The 18,167-nt window shown below is 55.8% G+C and carries 18 protein-coding genes and 1 riboswitch; of the genes, 5 read left to right on the plus strand and 13 right to left on the minus strand.

From position 1 onward, the window contains the following. The 6 genes from bglF to rhlE all read right to left on the minus strand — a co-directional run bounded on the left by bglF (position 1) and on the right by rhlE (position 8,007). On the minus strand, positions 1-1,845 hold the full coding sequence (gene bglF, locus JT31_RS05715) for a PTS beta-glucoside transporter subunit IIABC (protein WP_038474410.1): 1,845 nt from the start codon (positions 1,843-1,845) through the stop codon (positions 1-3). A 137-nt stretch (positions 1,846-1,982) separates the two neighbouring features. Then, a complete protein-coding gene (gene bglG / locus JT31_RS05720; protein ID WP_038474413.1) occupies positions 1,983-2,822 on the minus strand; it encodes a transcriptional antiterminator BglG in 840 nt (279 codons plus the stop codon). 161 nt (positions 2,823-2,983) lie between these two features. Further along, a complete protein-coding gene (surE, locus tag JT31_RS05725) occupies positions 2,984-3,874 on the minus strand; it encodes a 5'/3'-nucleotidase SurE (protein ID WP_038474416.1) in 891 nt (296 codons plus the stop codon). A 24-nt stretch (positions 3,875-3,898) separates the two neighbouring features. After that, the gene (locus JT31_RS05730; protein ID WP_235212923.1) at positions 3,899-5,158 is read right to left on the minus strand and encodes an OprD family outer membrane porin; all 1,260 of its coding nucleotides are present in this window, start codon (positions 5,156-5,158) and stop codon (positions 3,899-3,901) included. 349 nt (positions 5,159-5,507) lie between these two features. Further along, positions 5,508-6,443, minus strand: a complete 936-nt coding sequence (dusC, locus tag JT31_RS05735) for a tRNA dihydrouridine(16) synthase DusC (RefSeq protein ID WP_038474421.1) — start codon at positions 6,441-6,443, stop codon at positions 5,508-5,510. A 160-nt stretch (positions 6,444-6,603) separates the two neighbouring features. Further along, positions 6,604-8,007, minus strand: coding sequence for an ATP-dependent RNA helicase RhlE (gene rhlE, locus JT31_RS05740; RefSeq protein WP_038474424.1), 1,404 nt, complete (start codon positions 8,005-8,007; stop codon positions 6,604-6,606). Between the two features lie 252 nt (positions 8,008-8,259). Between rhlE and cecR the strand changes: the two genes are divergently transcribed. From cecR to JT31_RS05765, 5 genes are read left to right on the plus strand one after another with little or no spacing between them, the layout of a single operon-like run. Next, on the plus strand, positions 8,260-8,955 hold the full coding sequence (cecR, locus tag JT31_RS05745; protein WP_038474427.1) for a transcriptional regulator CecR: 696 nt from the start codon (positions 8,260-8,262) through the stop codon (positions 8,953-8,955). After that, complete coding sequence (gene hlyD / locus JT31_RS05750; protein ID WP_038474430.1) at positions 8,945-9,952, plus strand: secretion protein HlyD; 1,008 nt, start codon at positions 8,945-8,947, stop codon at positions 9,950-9,952. The genes cecR and hlyD overlap by 11 nt, the downstream gene beginning before the upstream one ends. Continuing rightward, a complete protein-coding gene (locus JT31_RS05755; protein WP_038474433.1) occupies positions 9,939-11,687 on the plus strand; it encodes an ATP-binding cassette domain-containing protein in 1,749 nt (582 codons plus the stop codon). Before hlyD ends, JT31_RS05755 begins: the two co-directional genes overlap by 14 nt. Then, a complete protein-coding gene (locus tag JT31_RS05760; RefSeq protein ID WP_038474434.1) occupies positions 11,674-12,813 on the plus strand; it encodes an ABC transporter permease in 1,140 nt (379 codons plus the stop codon). Before JT31_RS05755 ends, JT31_RS05760 begins: the two co-directional genes overlap by 14 nt. Before the next feature lie 10 nt (positions 12,814-12,823). Next, the gene (locus JT31_RS05765; RefSeq protein WP_038474437.1) at positions 12,824-13,930 is read left to right on the plus strand and encodes an ABC transporter permease; all 1,107 of its coding nucleotides are present in this window, start codon (positions 12,824-12,826) and stop codon (positions 13,928-13,930) included. Here JT31_RS05765 and JT31_RS05770 read toward each other — a convergent pair. The 7 genes from JT31_RS05770 to moaA all read right to left on the minus strand — a co-directional run bounded on the left by JT31_RS05770 (position 13,892) and on the right by moaA (position 18,025). Then, positions 13,892-14,299 (minus strand): YbhQ family protein, encoded by a 408-nt coding sequence (locus JT31_RS05770; protein ID WP_038474441.1) that lies wholly within the window; start codon positions 14,297-14,299, stop codon positions 13,892-13,894. The genes JT31_RS05765 and JT31_RS05770 overlap by 39 nt on opposite strands. 185 nt (positions 14,300-14,484) lie before the next feature. Next, positions 14,485-15,195, minus strand: a complete 711-nt coding sequence (locus JT31_RS05775; protein ID WP_038474443.1) for a Bax inhibitor-1 family protein — start codon at positions 15,193-15,195, stop codon at positions 14,485-14,487. A gap of 90 nt (positions 15,196-15,285) precedes the next feature. Further along, on the minus strand, positions 15,286-15,738 hold the full coding sequence (gene moaE, locus JT31_RS05780; RefSeq protein WP_038474446.1) for a molybdopterin synthase catalytic subunit MoaE: 453 nt from the start codon (positions 15,736-15,738) through the stop codon (positions 15,286-15,288). Beyond that, the gene (moaD, locus tag JT31_RS05785) at positions 15,739-15,984 is read right to left on the minus strand and encodes a molybdopterin synthase sulfur carrier subunit (RefSeq protein ID WP_038474448.1); all 246 of its coding nucleotides are present in this window, start codon (positions 15,982-15,984) and stop codon (positions 15,739-15,741) included. It lies immediately after the preceding gene. Beyond that, positions 15,977-16,462 carry a cyclic pyranopterin monophosphate synthase MoaC gene (gene moaC, locus JT31_RS05790; protein ID WP_038474451.1) on the minus strand — a complete coding sequence of 162 codons (486 nt, stop codon included), beginning with the start codon at positions 16,460-16,462 and terminating at the stop codon, positions 15,977-15,979. The genes moaD and moaC overlap by 8 nt, the downstream gene beginning before the upstream one ends. A 3-nt stretch (positions 16,463-16,465) precedes the next feature. Beyond that, complete coding sequence (moaB, locus tag JT31_RS05795; protein ID WP_038474454.1) at positions 16,466-16,978, minus strand: molybdenum cofactor biosynthesis protein B; 513 nt, start codon at positions 16,976-16,978, stop codon at positions 16,466-16,468. 24 nt (positions 16,979-17,002) lie between these two features. Then, positions 17,003-18,025 (minus strand): GTP 3',8-cyclase MoaA, encoded by a 1,023-nt coding sequence (gene moaA, locus JT31_RS05800; RefSeq protein ID WP_038474457.1) that lies wholly within the window; start codon positions 18,023-18,025, stop codon positions 17,003-17,005. Then, a riboswitch (molybdenum cofactor riboswitch) is annotated at positions 17,981-18,115 on the minus strand. (Overlaps the previous gene by 45 nt.) Positions 18,116-18,167 lie beyond the last annotated feature (52 nt).

An 18,167-nucleotide genomic window follows, 5' to 3' on the forward strand; every position in this document is an offset into this window, starting at 1 on the left:
TTAACGTTCTACCGTCAGGAACGGCATACCTGAATTGAGGGTGGACTGCTGCGCCACGCGCGTCACACCCTGGTAATCATCGCTATTGCTGACGATTATCGGCGTGGCGAGATCGTACCCGGCGGCAAGGATCGCCTCGCGGTCGAATTCAATCAGCAGATCGCCGGGTTTAATTTTGTCCCCCGGCTGGACGTGTGCGGTGAAGTGCTGTCCATCCAGCTTCACCGTGTCGATACCAACGTGGATTAAAACTTCGATACCGCTGTCGCTCAGCAGGCCAATGGCGTGGCGAGTCTGGAACAGCGAGGCAACCTCACCGTAAAACGGCGCGCGGACTTCATTGTTCAGCGGAATGATGGCCGCGCCCTTGCCTAACAATCCCCCGGCAAAAGTGGCGTCAGGGACCTGGTCCATCTCCAGCACGGTGCCGCTCATCGGGGCCAGAATGCTGTCATCTCCGGCTATGGCCGTTGGTAATGAAGCGGACTGCACGCTGCGCGGCAGGCCAAAGGCCCAGGTCAACCCGCAGGCCAGCACCAGCGACAGTACGGTACCGATAATCGCGCCCCAGACGGTGCTGTCCATGCCGCCAGGAGGCAGCATTTGCGCCAGGCTGAAAATGCTCGCCAGCCCGAAGGAGTAGAGGTTGCTCTGGCTAAAGCCGACGATAGCCCCGCCGATGCCCCCCGCAATACAGCCAAAAATGAAGGGGCGGCGATTGGGCAACGTCACGCCATATACAGCGGGTTCTGTTATGCCAAAGAGCCCAGCGGTGACCGCCGAGCCTGACAGCACTTTAAGTTTGGCGTCTCGCGTGGAGAGGAAGACCCCGAGCGTGGCCCCCACCTGCCCCATCACCGCCGGAAGCAGGAGCGGCATCAGCGTGTCGTGACCCAGCACGCTGAGGTTGTTGATCATGATGGGCACCAGCCCCCAGTGCAGGCCGAAGATCACGCAGATCTGCCAGATAGCCCCCATCACGGTTCCCGCCAGCCACGGTGCAAAGGCGTAAATAGCCTGATAGCCGTGTGCCAGCATCTGGCTAAGCCAGGTTGCCGCCGGGCCAATCACCAGAAACGTAAGCGGAACCACGACGCCCAGGCAGACCAGAGGGGTGAAAAAATTCTTCATCGCCGCCGGGAATACCTTATTGCAGCGCTTTTCGAGCCAGCAGCTGGCCCAGGCGGCAAAGATAATCGGGATGACAGACGAGCTGTAGTTGATAAAGGTCACCGGAATACCAAGAAAACGTTCCGGCTGGGATGCGGCTTCAAAAGCCTGAGTAATCAGAGGGTGCGTTAAAGCCCCGCCTATGGCCATGGTCAGGAACGGGCTGCCGCCAAATTTTTTCCCGGCCGTGTAGCCCAGAACCAACGGGAAGAAATAAAACAGCGAATCACTGGCCGCAAACCAGATTTTATAGGTAGCGGATTCGGTATTCAGCCAGCCACAAACGACGCTAAGCGACAGCATCCCCTTGAGAATACCGGAGGCGGCCATAACGCCAAGGAAAGGTGTAAAAATAGCCGAAACAATGTCGATCAGCCGGTTCAAAGGATTGTTTTTTTCCCCTTTGCTTTCCTGTGGCGAGGCGTCTTCATTGATGCCCGCAGCCAGACACACTGCCGAATAAACATCGTGCACGTGGTTGCCAATCACCACCTGAAATTGCCCACCGCTCTCCACTACCATGATAACGCCGGGATTATTCTTTAGCCCGGCGTCCGCGAGGGCGTTGTCTTTCAGCTTAAAGCGCAGCCTGGTCGCACAGTGCACCAGGCTAACGATGTTCGCCTTCCCGCCGACATGCTTCAGAATGTCCTGCGCCAGCCCTTGATAGTCCATAACCGCTTTCCTTTTACGTCACGCCCGCAGGCGAAATGTGCTGAGTAAGGTTAAAAAAAAAACCTGAGCCGGCCGCCCCGCAGGGAAGCTAATGCTCAGGTTTTGCCTGCCGAAGCAGTAACAATCCGTCTTGTTGTTTAAGCCTTTTGGCTCTCTTTACGTACCCGCTCGATATGAATGGCGAGGAACATTATTTCTTCGTTGGTCAGCTCACGCTGATAGCTTTTGGCCAGGTGGCGCTGAAGTTTTTCCGCACAGCGCCACGCCAGCGGATAGTTCTCTTTCACCGCCACGTGCAGCGTTTCGTCGTCATCCGCGACGGTGGTACGATTTAGCATTCTTTGGGCAAAAAACTTCAAATGCGTCACGAAACGCTGGTAGCTAAGGCTCTCTTCCTGGTACTCAATTTGCAGCTGGTACTTCACGATATGCAGGATTTCCTGCATCACGCGAGTAACGTCCATGACCTCCGGCATCTCCCCTGCAAGCTGGGCGGTCACCAGGTGCAGCGCAATAAACCCTGCCTCGTCTTCTGCCAGCCGCACGCCAAGGCGCTGGTCGATAATGCCAAGCGCCTCAACGCCCAGGGAAAACTCCCTGGGATAAAGGCGCTTGATCTCCCAGAGCAGCACGTTGCGAATGGCCATGCCCTTTTTCTGACGCTCAATCGCAAAGTGGCAGTGGTCGGTGAGCGAAATGTAGAGACTTTCCTGCAGCTTGCCGAGCCGCTCACGCGCCAGTTGAATAATCCTGTCGCAGGCGGTCATCACCTCCAGCGGGATCTGGTTCAACAGTTCACTTAACCGCGCCACCAGCTCATCGCTTTGCAGGGCAAAAACCTTTTCTATCTTGCTGCGGTCGAGGCTATCGCCCGGCTGCTTTTGAAACCCCAGCCCCTTTCCCATTACCACCTGCTCGCGCTGGTGCTCGTCGAGGATAACCACTACGTTGTTGTTCAGTATCTTGGCAATTTCCATGGTTACCCCAGAAACAAAAAAACCTGACCTCTGGCAGAGCCAGATAATCAGGTTTTGCCTGCTAAGCGCAGTAACAATCCAACTTCCGCACTCTATCACGGAGAATATATCGCTCAAGCGCGCAGGGCGAAAAGCGTGATAACGATCGCGGCACCGGGTTGCTATTTGGCTTCAGCCTCCACGGAAAACAGCTTGCGGTACTGTTCGTCAAACTGCGGGGCGTTCCACTCTCCGTCAAAAACGGTCCAGGTGATGTACCCGCGGTTCAGCCAGCCGGTATCGGTGTCAGTGTCCACCGGCGTCAGCACTTTTTCACTCATGATTTGCTGAGCTTTGCCGTCCGGGAGCAGCTTGTAATAGTGCTGCGGCACCGGGTTACGCTCGTTCTCAACAAATTTCACGCCCTTAACGGCCTTCTTTTCCAGCGGCGGATAGTTGATGCTTAAACCTGACCCCGCGGGCAGAACCGGCTTGCCCGGCTGCCAGGTTTTTGCCAGCGTATCCACCAGCCCGGCGACGTAATCGACGGAATCCGGCCAGTACTTATGGGTACTTGGCCAACCAGCCTTTATCTCCTGCTCGCTGAGAATATAGCCAATGCTGGCGGCAATAGACGGGTAGCCGTAACGAACAGCACGAGCGGCAGCACCAATAGTGCCCGAATTAAGCTGCGCGACGCCGGTGTTTGGCCCATCATTAACGCCGGAGATAACCAGATCAGGAGGCGTCTCTTTCATCACGCCCAGCACGCCAAAATCAAGGGAGTCCGCCGGCGTACCCGGGAAGCAGTAGCGCTTATCAACGACCTTTTTGACGTCGAAAATTTTATTCGGCTTGAAGGTAATGGCCGAGCCAATACCGCTTTGATTAGTGGCCGGGGCAACCATCCAGACGTCATACCCTTTCGCCGCCAGTTTCTCCTGCAATGAGGTTGTCCCCACCGACTGGCAGCCATCGTCATTGACTAACAGAATACGCATGGGGCGCTCGGCGGCAAAGGCAGAGCCCGCCATTAACGTAAGCACCAGTCCGGCGATAATATTCTTTTTCATATTTACTCCTTATTTATAACGTCATCAAAGTAGATTAAACCGATATTCAATGCGCACACTTCCCCCAACGCCTTTCGCGCGACGGAAAGTACTATTATCACTGGCGAGAGAAGGCGCTCCGGCAGAGGTTAATTTCCAGCTATAGCTCGGACCGAACCCGGCAAATACATTCAAGCCTTTAATCTGCGGGCTATTCCAGAGAAAATAGCCGCCATACTCCCACTCTTTTAAACTCACGCCTTTATATTCCATGCCAAAGCCGTAATTACCGTACACGCCGACTAATAGCTCAGGCAAAATTTGATACTGGCTGTATAAATACAGCATCTGTTCCCCGTCATTGATATAGTCATTACCTTCACCGTCGGCCTTGCTATTAAAGGCACCTCTCGTATTTTTACCAAAATGCCAATAGAAGTGGCCTAAACCATTATCCAGCCTGGCCTGGGTATGCGACCAGCCGAACCCGGATTCAGAACGCCCGTACTGATAGCCGACAAGTGCAAACAGGTGTTGTGCGCTGCGGCTAAACCCACGGGCACCCTCCCATTCGCTAAGGCCACGGGCGTAATAGTAGGTGCTCCTTGCCAGCAGGTTGAAGTCATCCGTCAGCGGCACGAGAGCGTTGGCCTCAAGCCCGTGACGCAGAAGATAGCTATCACTCTCGGCGGCGATATAGCTGATTTTAGTGCCCTTAGCGGGTACCCAGCTCAGCTCTCCGGTGGCGATATAGTCAATTTGCTTGTTGGATTTCAGGGTTCTAAAACGGCGCTTTTCCGGCTCATCTCGTTCCGAAAAACGGTTAACGACGGCGGCCTTTGCGCCAAAGGCATCCCAGGCTAGTTCAGAGCTAACGCCTTCCCAGGTACTCGGCGCGGCGCGGCTGCGGGTCACATTTAGCGCGGCAAATTTATAGAGCTGCCGCCAGCCTGCCCACAGCGACAGGTGGCGCTGTGGATCGCCCCAGCGCGCTTTGGCGTACAGTTGCCCGAGCTTATTGAAGCCCTGTGCTTTACCGTTTTTATCCCGCAGTAAATCCCTGCCGTAGAACGCGTCGTTAGCATAGAGTTTAGCCACCCCATACCACGAAGCATCGACCCCAACATGATCCCACAGCCAGCCGCTTTGCCAGTCCAGGTGCAGCGCCTGAGCCCAGGCAATCTGGTCCCCGATGCCCCGATCTGCCATCGCATCTGACGTGTTAAGCATCCAGACATTTTTTAACGTGGCGTCGAGATGGCTGTCCGTGAGCAGCCCGCCGTCATAGTGGGAATAATCCGCCAAAGCATCTGGAATTCCTCCCAAACTCAGCAGCAGTATCATGCCGCCTGTTATTTTTGTGTGTGAGCACATGGTAAACGTCCCTTGTTTTAATAAAAAAAAATTAAAAAAAAACCTAAGTTTCGCCCCCGACTACCGGAGAAAAAACTTAGGTTTTGCCTGTTAGACAGTAACAATCCTTTATTTATTTTACGCCGTCATACTGTCATCTCACTGAAATAAGCTCCAGCATTAAAAAGAAGAAAGATGGAAATTTGTGAAGCCGATTCAGAATTGAATGTAAGAAAGGAAGTTATACAACAAAAAAAAGCCCATTAATTAAAGCATCAATTAACGGGTTCTATAGGAAAATTTATTTCAACGCACCAATCACGTGGGCGATATCTCCGGACGTTTTTAGCGTACGAATAACCGTAAACAGTTCCGTTGCCTCTACGTATTCTTTACGCAAATAGCCAAGCCACTGCTTAATACGCGCCACGTGGTACATACCCGTGTCGCCCTGTTTTTCGAGGCGGCTGTATTTTTGCAAAAGCGTAACGACGTCGGCCCACGGCATACGTGCTTCGTTATATTTAATCACGCGGCTCAGGTTCGGTACATTTAACGCCCCGCGGCCGATCATCACAGAGTCACACCCCGTCGCCGTAAGGCAGTCCTGCGCGCTTTGCCAGTCCCAGATTTCACCGTTAGCGATGACCGGAATCGACAGCCGCTGGCGAATTTCGCCGATAGCACCCCAGTTGATAAGCTCGGCTTTATAGCCATCTTCTTTGGTGCGCCCGTGAACCACCAGCTCCGTCGCCCCCGCCTGCTCCACCGCATCGGCAATTTCAAACTGCCGCGCGCCGCTGTCCCAGCCGAGGCGAATTTTTACCGTGACCGGTAAATGCGCGGGAACGGCCTCACGCATGGCTTTCGCCCCACGATAAATAAGTTCAGGATCTTTCAGCAGAGTAGCGCCCCCGCCGCTGCCGTTGACCAGCTTAGACGGGCAACCGCAGTTCAGGTCAACGCCCCAGGAACCCAGCTCGACCGCGCGAGCGGCGTTCTCAGCCAGCCACTGTGGGTACTGCCCTAACAGCTGAACGCGGACCAACGTTCCAGACGGCGTGCGGCTGGCGTGGTTAAGTTCAGGGCAAAGTTTGAGAAAGGATTTAGCCGGTAAAAGCTGATCGACCACGCGAAGAAATTCGGTGATACAGAGATCGTAGTCGTTAACCTCGGTAAGAAGTTCGCGAACTAAAGAGTCGAGAACGCCTTCCATCGGGGCAAGAAGAACACGCATGACGCATCCGATAATATTTGTGTTGTTGTCCCCTCACCCCGGCCCTCTCCCCAAAGAGGAGAAGGGGGAAAACATAGCCCCTCGCCCCGAAGGGGAACACAGGACGTCTTTAATCCCCTCTCCCTTTTAGGGAGAGGGTTAGGGTGAGGGTATAAAAAACTTACTGCGCCGAGGCTGGCTTACGCGGTGGACGACGACGACGGGCGTTTTCACCTGCCGGCTTCGCTGCACCTTCGCCCTGCGGTTTACCGCTGCGACGCGGGCCGTTGTTACGATCGCCGGAGGCATTAGCGCTACCGCCGTTGCCGCTGCGACGTTGGCCCTGCCCCTGGCTTTGACCACCGCGACCGCCCTGGCCACCACGACCGCCGCCGCCGCCGCCACGCTGCTGGCGACCGTTCACGATAGGCTCGGCTGGAATCGACGGATCAACCGCGTATCCCTCCAGCGCCATGCGTGGGATCTCACGCTTCAGTAGACGCTCAATATCACGCAACAGCTTATGCTCATCGACACAAACCAGAGACAGTGCTTCGCCCGTGGCCGCCGCACGACCGGTACGGCCAATACGGTGCACGTAGTCTTCCGGGACGTTCGGCAGCTCGTAGTTAACGACGTGCGGCAGCTCTTCGATATCCAGCCCGCGAGCCGCGATATCGGTCGCAACCAGCACGCGAATGCCGCCGCTTTTGAAGTCGGCCAGCGCGCGAGTACGGGCACCCTGACTCTTGTTACCGTGGATTGCCGCCGCGGTAATGCCGTCTTTTTGCAGCTGCTCAGCAAGGTGGTTAGCGCCATGCTTGGTGCGGGTAAACACCAGCACCTGCTGCCAGTCGCCTTCGCCAATCATCTGCGACAACAGTTCCCGCTTGCGCTTTTTATCCACAAAGTGAACGTGCTGAGTGACCTGCTCAGAAGCCGTGTTGCGGCGAGCCACTTCCACTTCTTCCGGGTTATGCAGCAGCTTTTCAGCCAGGCCTTTAATGTCGTCGGAGAAGGTTGCCGAGAACAGCAGGTTCTGGCGACGCGCAGGCAGCTTAGCCAGCACGCGGCGGATATCATGGATAAAGCCCATGTCCAGCATGCGGTCGGCTTCATCCAGTACGAGGATCTCGATTTGGTCGAGTTTCACGGCGTTCTGATGCTCAAGATCCAGCAGACGACCCGGGGTCGCTACCAGCACATCCACGCCACCGCGCAGCTTCATCATCTGCGGGTTAATGCTCACGCCGCCGAAGACAACCAGCGAGCGGATATTCAAATATTTGCTGTAGTCGCGGACGTTCTCACCAATCTGCGCCGCCAGTTCGCGGGTAGGGGTGAGGATCAGCGCACGCACCGGGCGACGGCCCTTCAGGTGAGGCGCGCTGTCGGTCAGGCGCTGTAACAGCGGCAGGGTAAAACCTGCGGTCTTGCCGGTACCGGTTTGGGCACTGGCCATCAGGTCACGGCCTGCTAACACTACCGGAATTGCCTGACGCTGGATTGGGGTAGGCTCACGATAGCCCTGCTCTTCCACCGCACGCAAAATATCGGCATTCAGGCCGAGAGAATCAAAAGACATAGGAACTCCAGAACCGCCCTGACCGCAATGTGCGGTGTAGTTTCCAGGGGGAACATCACGCGCCAGCGCTAAGCTGGCGAAGAGAGGAGGCGCAAACCACGGCGCCGTTCGCGAGCAGTGTAGCAGTTTTTGTGATCTTCCGCATAAATTCTCACTTTCGGCGCAGTCAACAGAATAAAGCCTTGTGCTGGACAGGCTCGATAACTTTGCTTACGCTTAATCAATCGATTGATTAACTTTTAAGAGGTCGGTATGACGCCTTCGCCGACGCCCGTCACCAGCCGCGGAGAGCAGGCTAAAAATACGCTAATTACCGCCGCGATAGCGCAATTTGCCGAATACGGCATGCATGCTACTACGCGCGATATCGCCGCTCAGGCCGGGCAAAATATAGCCGCCATTACCTATTACTTTGGCTCCAAAGAAGCGCTGTATATGGCCTCCGCTCAGTGTATTGCCGACTTCATCAGCGGTAATTTTCACGAGCACGTTGCCGCCGCAGAGTCGCTACTAAACCAGACCGAGCCGGACAAACAGAAAATACGCCATCTTATTCATACCGCGCTCGGGCAAATGATCGCCCTGCTGACCGCGGACGACACGCTTAATCTGAGCAAATTTATCTCCCGCGAACAGCTTTCCCCCACCGCTGCCTATCAGCTTATTCACCAGCAGGTTATCGACCCCATGCACTCCCTGCTGACCACGCTGGTTGCGCACTACACCGGGCGGGATCCTTTTGATACCGACACGATTTTGCATACCCATACGCTGCTCGGCCAGGTGCTGGCCTTCCGGCTTGGGCGAGAGACGATTCTGTTACGCACCGGCTGGCCGCAGTTTGACCAGGCAAAGGTGCAGCAAATAAGCCGCGTGGTGCTGAGCCACGTTGATTTCATCCTGCAGGGATTATCCGTAAACAGAGGACACGCTAGTGATGAACAGTAAGAAGCCGGTGATTGCCGTCATTGTCATTTTAGTGCTCGTGGCCGCGGCCTTTGGTGGCTGGAAATGGTATCAAAGCCAGCAGAACAGTGAGCTAACGCTTTACGGCAACGTGGATATTCGCACCGTTAACCTGAGCTTCCGCGTTGGCGGTCGTCTTGCAGCGCTTGAGGTTGACGAGGGCGATGCCATCAAGGCCGGTGAGCCATTGGGGTTGATTGACAAAGCGCCTTATGAAAACGCCCTGCGTCAGGCAGAGGCAAACGTGGCGGCGGCGCAGGCCAAATACGATTTGATCATTGCCGGCTATCGCGATGAAGAAATTGCTCAGGCGGCCGCTCAGGTTAATCAGGCCCAGGCCGCCTATGATTATGCGCAGAACTTTTACCAGCGCCAGCAGGGACTTTGGGCGACAAAAACCATCTCGGCGAATGACTTAGCCAACGCCCGCTCCTCAAGCGACCAGGCAAAAGCCACGCTGAAAGCGGCCCAGGACAAACTCAGCCAATACCGCAGCGGCAACCGCCCGCAGGAAATTGCTCAGGCTCAGGCCAGCCTGCAGCAGGCTAAAGCGCAGCTGGCACAGTCTCAGCTCGACCTGCAGGACACCACCCTGCTCGCTCCTTCTGACGGCACGCTGTTAACCCGCGCCGTTGAGCCCGGCAGCATGCTTAACGCAGGCAGTACGGTACTCACGCTTTCACTTACCCGCCCGGTGTGGATCCGCGCCTATATCGACGAAACCAATCTTAGGCAGGCCAAACCCGGCAGCGAACTGCTGATTTACACCGATGGCCGCCCGGACAAGCCTTACCACGGCAAGGTAGGTTTTGTGTCACCGACTGCGGAGTTCACCCCAAAAACGGTTGAAACACCGGATCTGCGCACGGATTTAGTCTATCGCTTACGTATTATCGTCACCGATGCAGATGACGCGCTGCGCCAGGGCATGCCGGTCACGGTGAAATTCAACGGCGGAACACAGCATGAGCAGCAATGACGCGGTAATTCGCCTGCAGGGGCTGGTAAAACGCTTCCCCGATCTGGAAAAACCGGCGGTCGCCAGCCTTGATTGCGAAATTCACGCGGGAGCAGTGACCGGGCTGGTTGGCCCCGACGGCGCGGGGAAAACCACGCTGATGAGGATGCTTGCCGGTTTGCTGCAACCTGGCGAAGGAACGGCCTCGGTTATCGGCCTCGACCCGATTAAAGACGATCGCGCCCTGCGTGCTGAACTGGGCTATATGCCGCAAAAGTTTGGCCTGTACGAAGATTTAACGGTGATGGAAAACCTCACGCTTTATGCCGACCTGCGAGGCGTGACCGGGGAGCAGCGTAAGAGCACGTTTGCCCGACTGCTGGAGTTTACAGCCCTGGGGCCATTTACCGGGCGCCTGGCGGGCAAGCTCTCCGGTGGGATGAAGCAAAAACTTGGCCTGGCCTGCACCCTGGTCGGCCAGCCTAAGGTACTGCTGCTGGATGAGCCCGGCGTGGGCGTTGACCCTATCTCAAGGCGTGAACTGTGGCAGATGGTGCACGAGCTGGCGGGTGAAGGCATGCTGATCCTCTGGAGCACGTCATATCTGGACGAAGCCGAGCAGTGCCGGGAAATTTTGCTGATGAACGAAGGTGAGCTGCTTTATCACGGCGCGCCGACAGCGCTGACGCAGAAGATGGCCGGGCGCTCGCTGCTGGTCAGCCATGAGCACGAAAACAACCGCCAGCTTCTTCAGCGGGCCCTGAAGCTACCGCAGGTCAGCGACGGTGTGATTCAGGGACGCTCTGTACGGCTTATCCTTGCTAAGGATTCCAACATCAGCGAACTGGCTAACGCGTTGGATGTCTCTGAGTCCAGCCTGAAAGAAACCGACCCGCGCTTTGAAGACGCCTTTATTGATTTACTGGGCGGGGCCACCACTAACGAATCCCCACTCGGCGATATTCTTCATACCGTTGAAGGCGAGTCCGGCGAGACGGTGATTCAGGCCGAAGAGCTGACCAAAAAATTTGGCGACTTTGCGGCAACCGACCACGTTAACTTTGCCGTTAAGCGCGGTGAAATCTTCGGGCTGCTCGGCCCCAACGGCGCGGGAAAGTCCACCACCTTCAAGATGATGTGCGGTTTGTTAGTCCCCACTTCGGGTAAGGCGCTGGTGCTGGATATGGACCTGAAAACCAGCTCAGGCAAGGCGCGCCAGCATCTTGGCTATATGGCTCAGAAATTCTCGCTTTACGGCAACCTGACGGTGGCGCAAAACCTACGTTTCTTCTCCGGGGTTTATGGCCTGCGTGGGCGCGCTCAGCAGGACAAAATTAACCGCATGAGCGAGGCGTTTGCGCTGCAGCCTATCGCCAATAGCACTACGGACTCGCTTCCACTGGGCTTTAAGCAGCGGCTGGCGCTCGCCTGTTCGCTGATGCACGAGCCGGACATTCTGTTTCTTGATGAACCAACCTCCGGCGTCGACCCGATTACCCGACGCGAATTCTGGCTGCATATCAACAGCATGGTGGAGAAAGGCGTCACGGTGATGGTGACCACTCACTTTATGGATGAGGCCGAATACTGCGACCGTATAGGCCTGGTGTACCGGGGCAAGCTGATTGCCAGCGGCACGCCGGACGACCTGAAGCAGCAGGTGGCGGATGACGACACGCCGGACCCGACCATGGAGCAGGCGTTTATCGGGCTGATTCACGAATGGGATAAGGAACATAGCGATGAGCGAACATAGCCAGAGGGTATCGTGGCGCCGCGTCCGTGCCCTGTGCGTGAAAGAAACGCGGCAAATTGTGCGCGACCCCAGCAGTTGGTTAATCGCCGTGGTTATCCCTTTGCTGCTGCTGTTTATCTTCGGCTACGGCATCAACCTCGACTCCAGCCGCCTTCACGTCGGCGTTCTGATCGAGCAGCAGAGTGAAGACGCTCTGGATTTCACCCATGCCATCAGCGCCTCGCCGTTTATTCAGCCCACCATCAGCGATAACCGCGAACAGCTTATTCAGCTGATGCAGGCCGGGAAAATACGCGGCATGGTCACTATTCCCACCGACTTTGCACAAAATATGGCGCGGCCCGGCGCCACGGCCCCGATTCAGGTCATTACCGACGGCAGTGAACCGAACACGGCTAACTTTGTTCAGGGCTATATGCAGGGGATCTGGCAGCTTTGGCAACAGCAGCGGGCGGAAGATCGCGGCGAACATTTTGAGCCGCTAATCGACGTGCAGCTTCGCTACTGGTTTAACCCCGCCGCCATCAGCCAGCACTTTATTATTCCCGGTGCGGTGACCATCATTATGACGGTTATCGGCGCGATACTGACCTCACTGGTCGTGGCCCGGGAATGGGAGCGCGGCACCATGGAGGCGCTGCTTTCAACCCAGGTGACGCGCACCGAACTGCTGCTCTGCAAGCTGGTGCCTTACTACGTGCTGGGCATGCTGGCGATGCTGCTTTGTATGCTGGTGACGGTGTTTATCCTCGGCGTGCCGTGGCGCGGCTCGCTGATTCTGCTGTTCCTGATAACCAGCCTCTTTTTACTCAGCACGCTGGGCATGGGCTTGCTGATTTCCACCATTACGCGCAACCAGTTCAATGCCGCTCAGGTCGCGCTTAACGCCGCCTTTTTGCCGTCCATCATGCTGTCAGGCTTTATTTTCCAGATAGACAGCATGCCGGCCATTATCCGGGCAGTAACCTATGTTATTCCGGCACGCTACTTCGTCAGCACCCTACAAAGCCTGTTTTTGGCCGGCAATATCACCTCGGTGCTTATCGTCAACACGCTGTTTTTAATTGCCTCGGCGGTGATGTTTATCGGCCTGACGGCGCTGAGAACTAAACGTCGGCTCGATTAAGGGAGAAAGCATGTTTTATCGTTTATGGACGCTAATTCGCAAAGAGCTTCAGTCGCTGCTGCGCGAGCCGCAGACCCGCGCCATCCTGATTTTGCCGGTGCTGCTACAGGTGCTTTTGTTTCCGTTTGCCGCCACCCTTGAGGTGACTAACGCCACCATCGCCATTTATAACGAGGATAACGGCAGCCATTCTATTGAGCTGACCCAACGCTTTGCTCGCGCCAGCGCCTTCAGCAACGTGCTGCTGCTAAAAAGCCCGCAGGAAATACAGCCGACCATCGACAACCAGAAAGCGTTACTGCTGATTCGCTTCCCGGCTAATTTCTCGCGCGACATCGCCAGCCAGCAGCCGGCGAAGCTGCAAATTCTGCTCGACGGGCGCAACTCAAACAGCGCCCAGATTGCCGCCAACTATCTCCAGCAAATCGTTAATAACTACCAGCAAGAGCTGATGACGGGCATGCCGAAGCCAAACAATAGCGAGCTGACGATCCGCAACTGGTATAACCCAAACCTGGATTACAAATGGTTCGTGGTGCCGTCGCTGATAGCGATGATAACCACCATCGGGGTGATGATCGTGACATCGCTTTCCGTCGCCCGTGAACGTGAGCAAGGCACGCTCGACCAGCTGCTGGTTTCTCCTCTGGCCACCTGGCAAATCTTTATCGGCAAGGCGGTTCCGGCACAGATTGTCGCGCTGGTTCAGGCCAGTATCGTGCTGGCGGTAGGGATTTGGGGCTATCACATCCCCTTCTCCGGCTCGCTGCTGCTGTTTTACTTCACGATGATTATCTACGGGCTGTCGCTGGTGGGATTCGGGCTGCTGATTTCCGCCCTCTGCTCCACCCAGCAGCAGGCGTTTATCGGCGTGTTTGTCTTTATGATGCCGGCGATCCTGCTTTCCGGCTATGTCTCGCCGGTAGAAAACATGCCGGTGTGGCTGCAGGATTTAACGTGGATAAACCCGATTCGCCATTTCACCGACATCACGAAGCAGATTTACCTGAAGGATGCGAACTTTGGGATTGTCTGGCAGAGTTTATGGCCGCTGCTGGTGATTGCGGCCACGACAGGATCAGCGGCGTACTGGATGTTTAGGCGCAAGATTGCCTGATTTGTCTTTCGCGAGCAGAGAGTAAATAGCCGGTCCCGCGAGCATCGCCAGGCCGGCCAGCCCCAGAAGAAGGTGGCTCTGCACCACGCGTGACAGTAGCCACAGGGCAATCATCGCATTGCCGAAATACCAGGTGGTGGTCAGCTCTTCGAGGAAGTCACCGATGTCGCGCAGCAGGCCGGTATGAAAACGCTGGAAGATAAACATCATGACCACGGTGGCGACATAAAGCAGGCACAGCCCTACTCCCACGGGGATCAGGGTTGCCGTTTTCCAGCCAACGAGCAGGACAGCGACCACCGCAAGATGCAGCATAATCTGCCAGCAACCCAGTCCGGTTCTCACTCTTACACGTTGTTGCCACTTCATGTTTTATCTCCTGGAGTATTTCTTCCTGTTAATCAGAGTACGCAAGTGTACGGAAATTTCCTCAATACGCCCCCTTTTTGTGACAGGTATTGCAATATATTTCCGTTCTGGCAGGCAAAAGTGCTGGAAAGAAAAGCAAAACTGCGGGGGTAAAACCCTCTCCCGAAGGAGAGGATATGGGTATATTAGCGGCGGTTACCGAAGATACGCAGCAGCATCAGGAACAGGTTAATAAAGTCCAGATACAGCGTTAAAGCGCCAAGAATGGAGTACTTACGCAGCATTTGCGCGTCGCGGGTATCAATCTGCTCGCCGATATTTTTCAGTTTCTGCGTGTCGTAAGCGGTTAAGCCCACAAACACCACCACGCCGATATAGGTAATAGCCCACATCAGCGCATCGCTTTTCAGCCAGAAGTTAACCAAAGAGGCGAGAACGATACCGATCAGCGCCATAAACAGCATGTTGCCGAAGCCGCTCAGATCACGCTTAGTGGTGTAGCCATAGAGGCTCATGGCACCAAACATCCCGCCGGCAACCACGAACGTGCTGGCGATAGACGAATAGGTGTATACCAGGAAAATACTCGCCATGGTCAACCCGGTCAGCGCCGAGTAAAGCATAAACAGCGACGTCGCGACGCCAGCGCTAAGCTTATGCACCATGCCTGAGAGCACAAAAACCAGCCCCAGTTGGACGATAATCAGGCCAAAGAAGGTAATTTTACTGGAGAAGACAAACTGCATTACCGCCGGAGTATTGGCTGCATACCAGGCAATAAAGGCGGTCAAAAGCAGACCGCAGGTCATCCAGCCGTAGACCTGCGCCATAAAGGTCTGGAGGCCAGTGTTGGCACGCTGCACGATAGTCTCATTGGGACGCGGGAATCGGTCCATGATGCTTCCTCTGTGTTGTGAATTTAGCTTTTGACGCGAGCTGTTTGGCTCACCCGCTTTAAGATTAACACATCCCACAGGCCGCGCAGCCTACCAGCGTTTAGCCGCCTGTTTATCGCTGTCTCTCGCCTCAACCCAGCGGTCGCCTTCCTCAGTCGCCTCACGCTTCCAGAACGGCGCGCGGGTTTTCAGGTAATCCATAATGAACTGGGCGGCTTCAAACGCCGAACTACGGTGTGCGCCCGTCACGCCGACAAAAACAATTTCGTCCCCCGGCCACAGTTCGCCGATGCGATGAATCACCGTCACGCGCTGGAGCGGCCAGCGGCTTCTGGCATCTTCAACGATTTCGGCCAGCGCTTTTTCGGTCATCCCCGCGTAGTGTTCGAGCGTCAGAGCGCTAACGCTATCTCCCAGATTATGATTGCGGACCTTGCCGGTGAAGGTTACGACCGCGCCGTCCTCATCACACTGAGAAAGCCACTGGTACTCTTCGCCGACGTTAAAATTCTCGCGGCCAACAATAATACGCGTGCTGTCCACTTAACCCCCTGTCACAGGTGGGAAGAAAGCGACTTCGTCACCTTTAGCAAGCGGATGGTCGAAGCTCACCAGCGTTTGGTTTACCGCCGCCAGCAGCTTGCCGGATTCCAGCGCCAGCGCCCAGCGATCGCCTCTGGTGGCTAACGCTGCACGTAGCTGCTCTACATCCCGGTAGGTTTCATCCAGCGTCAGGCTGTCGCAGTCGACCAGCTCGCGCACCTGGGCAAAAAACAAAACATTAAGCATTTTGTTCCACCCTGAAGTCACCGGATTTTCCACCGCTTTTTTCCAGCAAACGCACCGGGCCGATAACCATGTCTTTTTGCACCGCTTTGCACATGTCGTAGATGGTCAGCGCCGCGACGGACGCCGCCGTCAGAGCTTCCATCTCAACGCCGGTTTTACCGCTCAGACGGCACAGCGACTCAATACGTACGCGGTGGTGTTCAGTCTGGGCTTCCAGCTGCACTTCTACTTTGCTCAACAGCAGCGGATGGCACAGCGGGATCAGTTCCCAGGTACGTTTCGCGGCCTGAATACCCGCGATGCGCGCCGTGGCAAACACGTCACCTTTGTGGTGGCTGCCGTCAACGATCATTGCCAGCGTTTCCGGCTTCATGGTAACAAATGCTTCTGCGCGAGCTTCGCGCGCCGTTTCAGCTTTGGCGGACACGTCCACCATATGCGCTTCTCCGGCGGCGTTAATGTGGGTGAGTTGCGACATAACTTACTTCTTAAGATGTGGGTGGAAATTGCAAGGACGCTGGCGGGCATCCAGCTGTGCCTGAATGATATTTTCCCAGGCGGTGCGGCAGGCTTTGGTTGAGCCCGGCATGGCGAAAATCAACGTTTTGTTTGCCATACCCGCCACGGCGCGAGACTGCAGCGTAGAGGTTCCAATCTCTTCAAAAGAGAGCATGCGGAACAGTTCCCCGAAACCTTCAACCTCGCGATCGAACAGTGGCAGCAGCGCCTCTGGAGTTTGATCTCCATCCGTAAATCCGGTTCCACCGTTAATCAGCACAACCTGAATTTGCTCATCGGCAATCCACTGCGAAACCACAGCGCGGATGGCATAACGGTTTTCTTTGACGATAGCTTTATCCACCACCAGATGCCCCGCTTCCGTCGCGACTTCCAGCAGATAGTGACCTGAGGTGTCGTCTTCTTCGCCGCGGCGGCTGGACACCGTCAAAATAGCAATTCGTGCCGGGATAAACTCTGCGCTTACCTGACTCATCGATATTCTCCTTTTGGGCAGACTTTAGCCGCCGATATACGACAAATTTTGGGTGATGCCGGTGTTACCGTCATGCAGGAAATGGGTTTGCTTTTTCTGCGCCAGCGCGGAAGCGATACGCCCTTCCAGCTCGCTCTGTTGGGCGTCATCCGCCAGCAGATCTCGTAGCGCAATCCCCTGTTCGCCAAAAAGGCAAAGGTGCAGGTTGCCGACCGAGGAGACGCGCAGCCGGTTACAGCTGGCACAGAAATCTTTCTCGTACGGCATGATGAGCCCGATTTCCCCTTCATAGTCGGGGTGACAGAAGACCTGAGCGGGGCCATCGCTGCGCTGACGAAGCTGGTGAACCCAGCCGCGTTCAAGCAGCTGGTCACGGATGGTTTTGCCGGAGATATGGTGTTTGCGGAAAAGCGTGCCGCCGTCGCCGGTTTCCATCAGCTCAATAAAGCGTAGCTGGATAGGGCGAGGTTTGATCCAGGCAAGGAAGGTTTCGAGCTGATTATGGTTTACGTCACGCATCAGCACGGTGTTCACCTTCACACGCTCAAAACCGGCGTTGAAAGCGGCATCAATCCCGTCCATCACCAGGCGGAATTTATCCTGGCCGGTGATGGCATGAAACTGGCGGGCATCGAGGCTGTCGACGCTAACGTTAAGGGCGGTCAGCCCGGCATCACGCCACGCGTTAACGTCCCGAGCCAGGCGATAGCCGTTGGTGGTCACGGCAAGCTGGCGAATAGAGGCGTTTTCACGCACCGCGGCGATGATGTCGGTAAAGTCCCGTCGCAGAGAGGGTTCACCGCCGGTCAGGCGTACTTTTTCCGTCCCCAAAGCCGCAAAAGCCCGGGTGACGCGGCGGATTTCATCGACGTTGAGAAAGCTTTTATTGGCCACACCGTGGGGCTTGTAGCCGTCGGGCAGGCAATAGCTGCAGCGGAAATTGCAGACGTCGGTTATTGATAAGCGCAAGTAATAGAACTTACGCGCAAAAGCATCGGTAAGCTGGGACACTGAGTACACCTTTCCAAATACGGGAGATGCAGTCATTTCTTCCTGCACCCTGGCAACCTCGGGGGCTGCGGCCAGGGCACCTTATCTTGTGACTTAGGTACCAGGGCTTGAGTGTGTGTTACTGCGATAGTAGCGCGACATCTTGCTTCGCGCTATATCAGTTTTCGTTATATAAATC

Origin of the sequence: Cedecea neteri (assembly GCF_000757825.1) — a bacterium.
Lineage (GTDB): Bacteria > Pseudomonadota > Gammaproteobacteria > Enterobacterales > Enterobacteriaceae > Cedecea > Cedecea selenatireducens.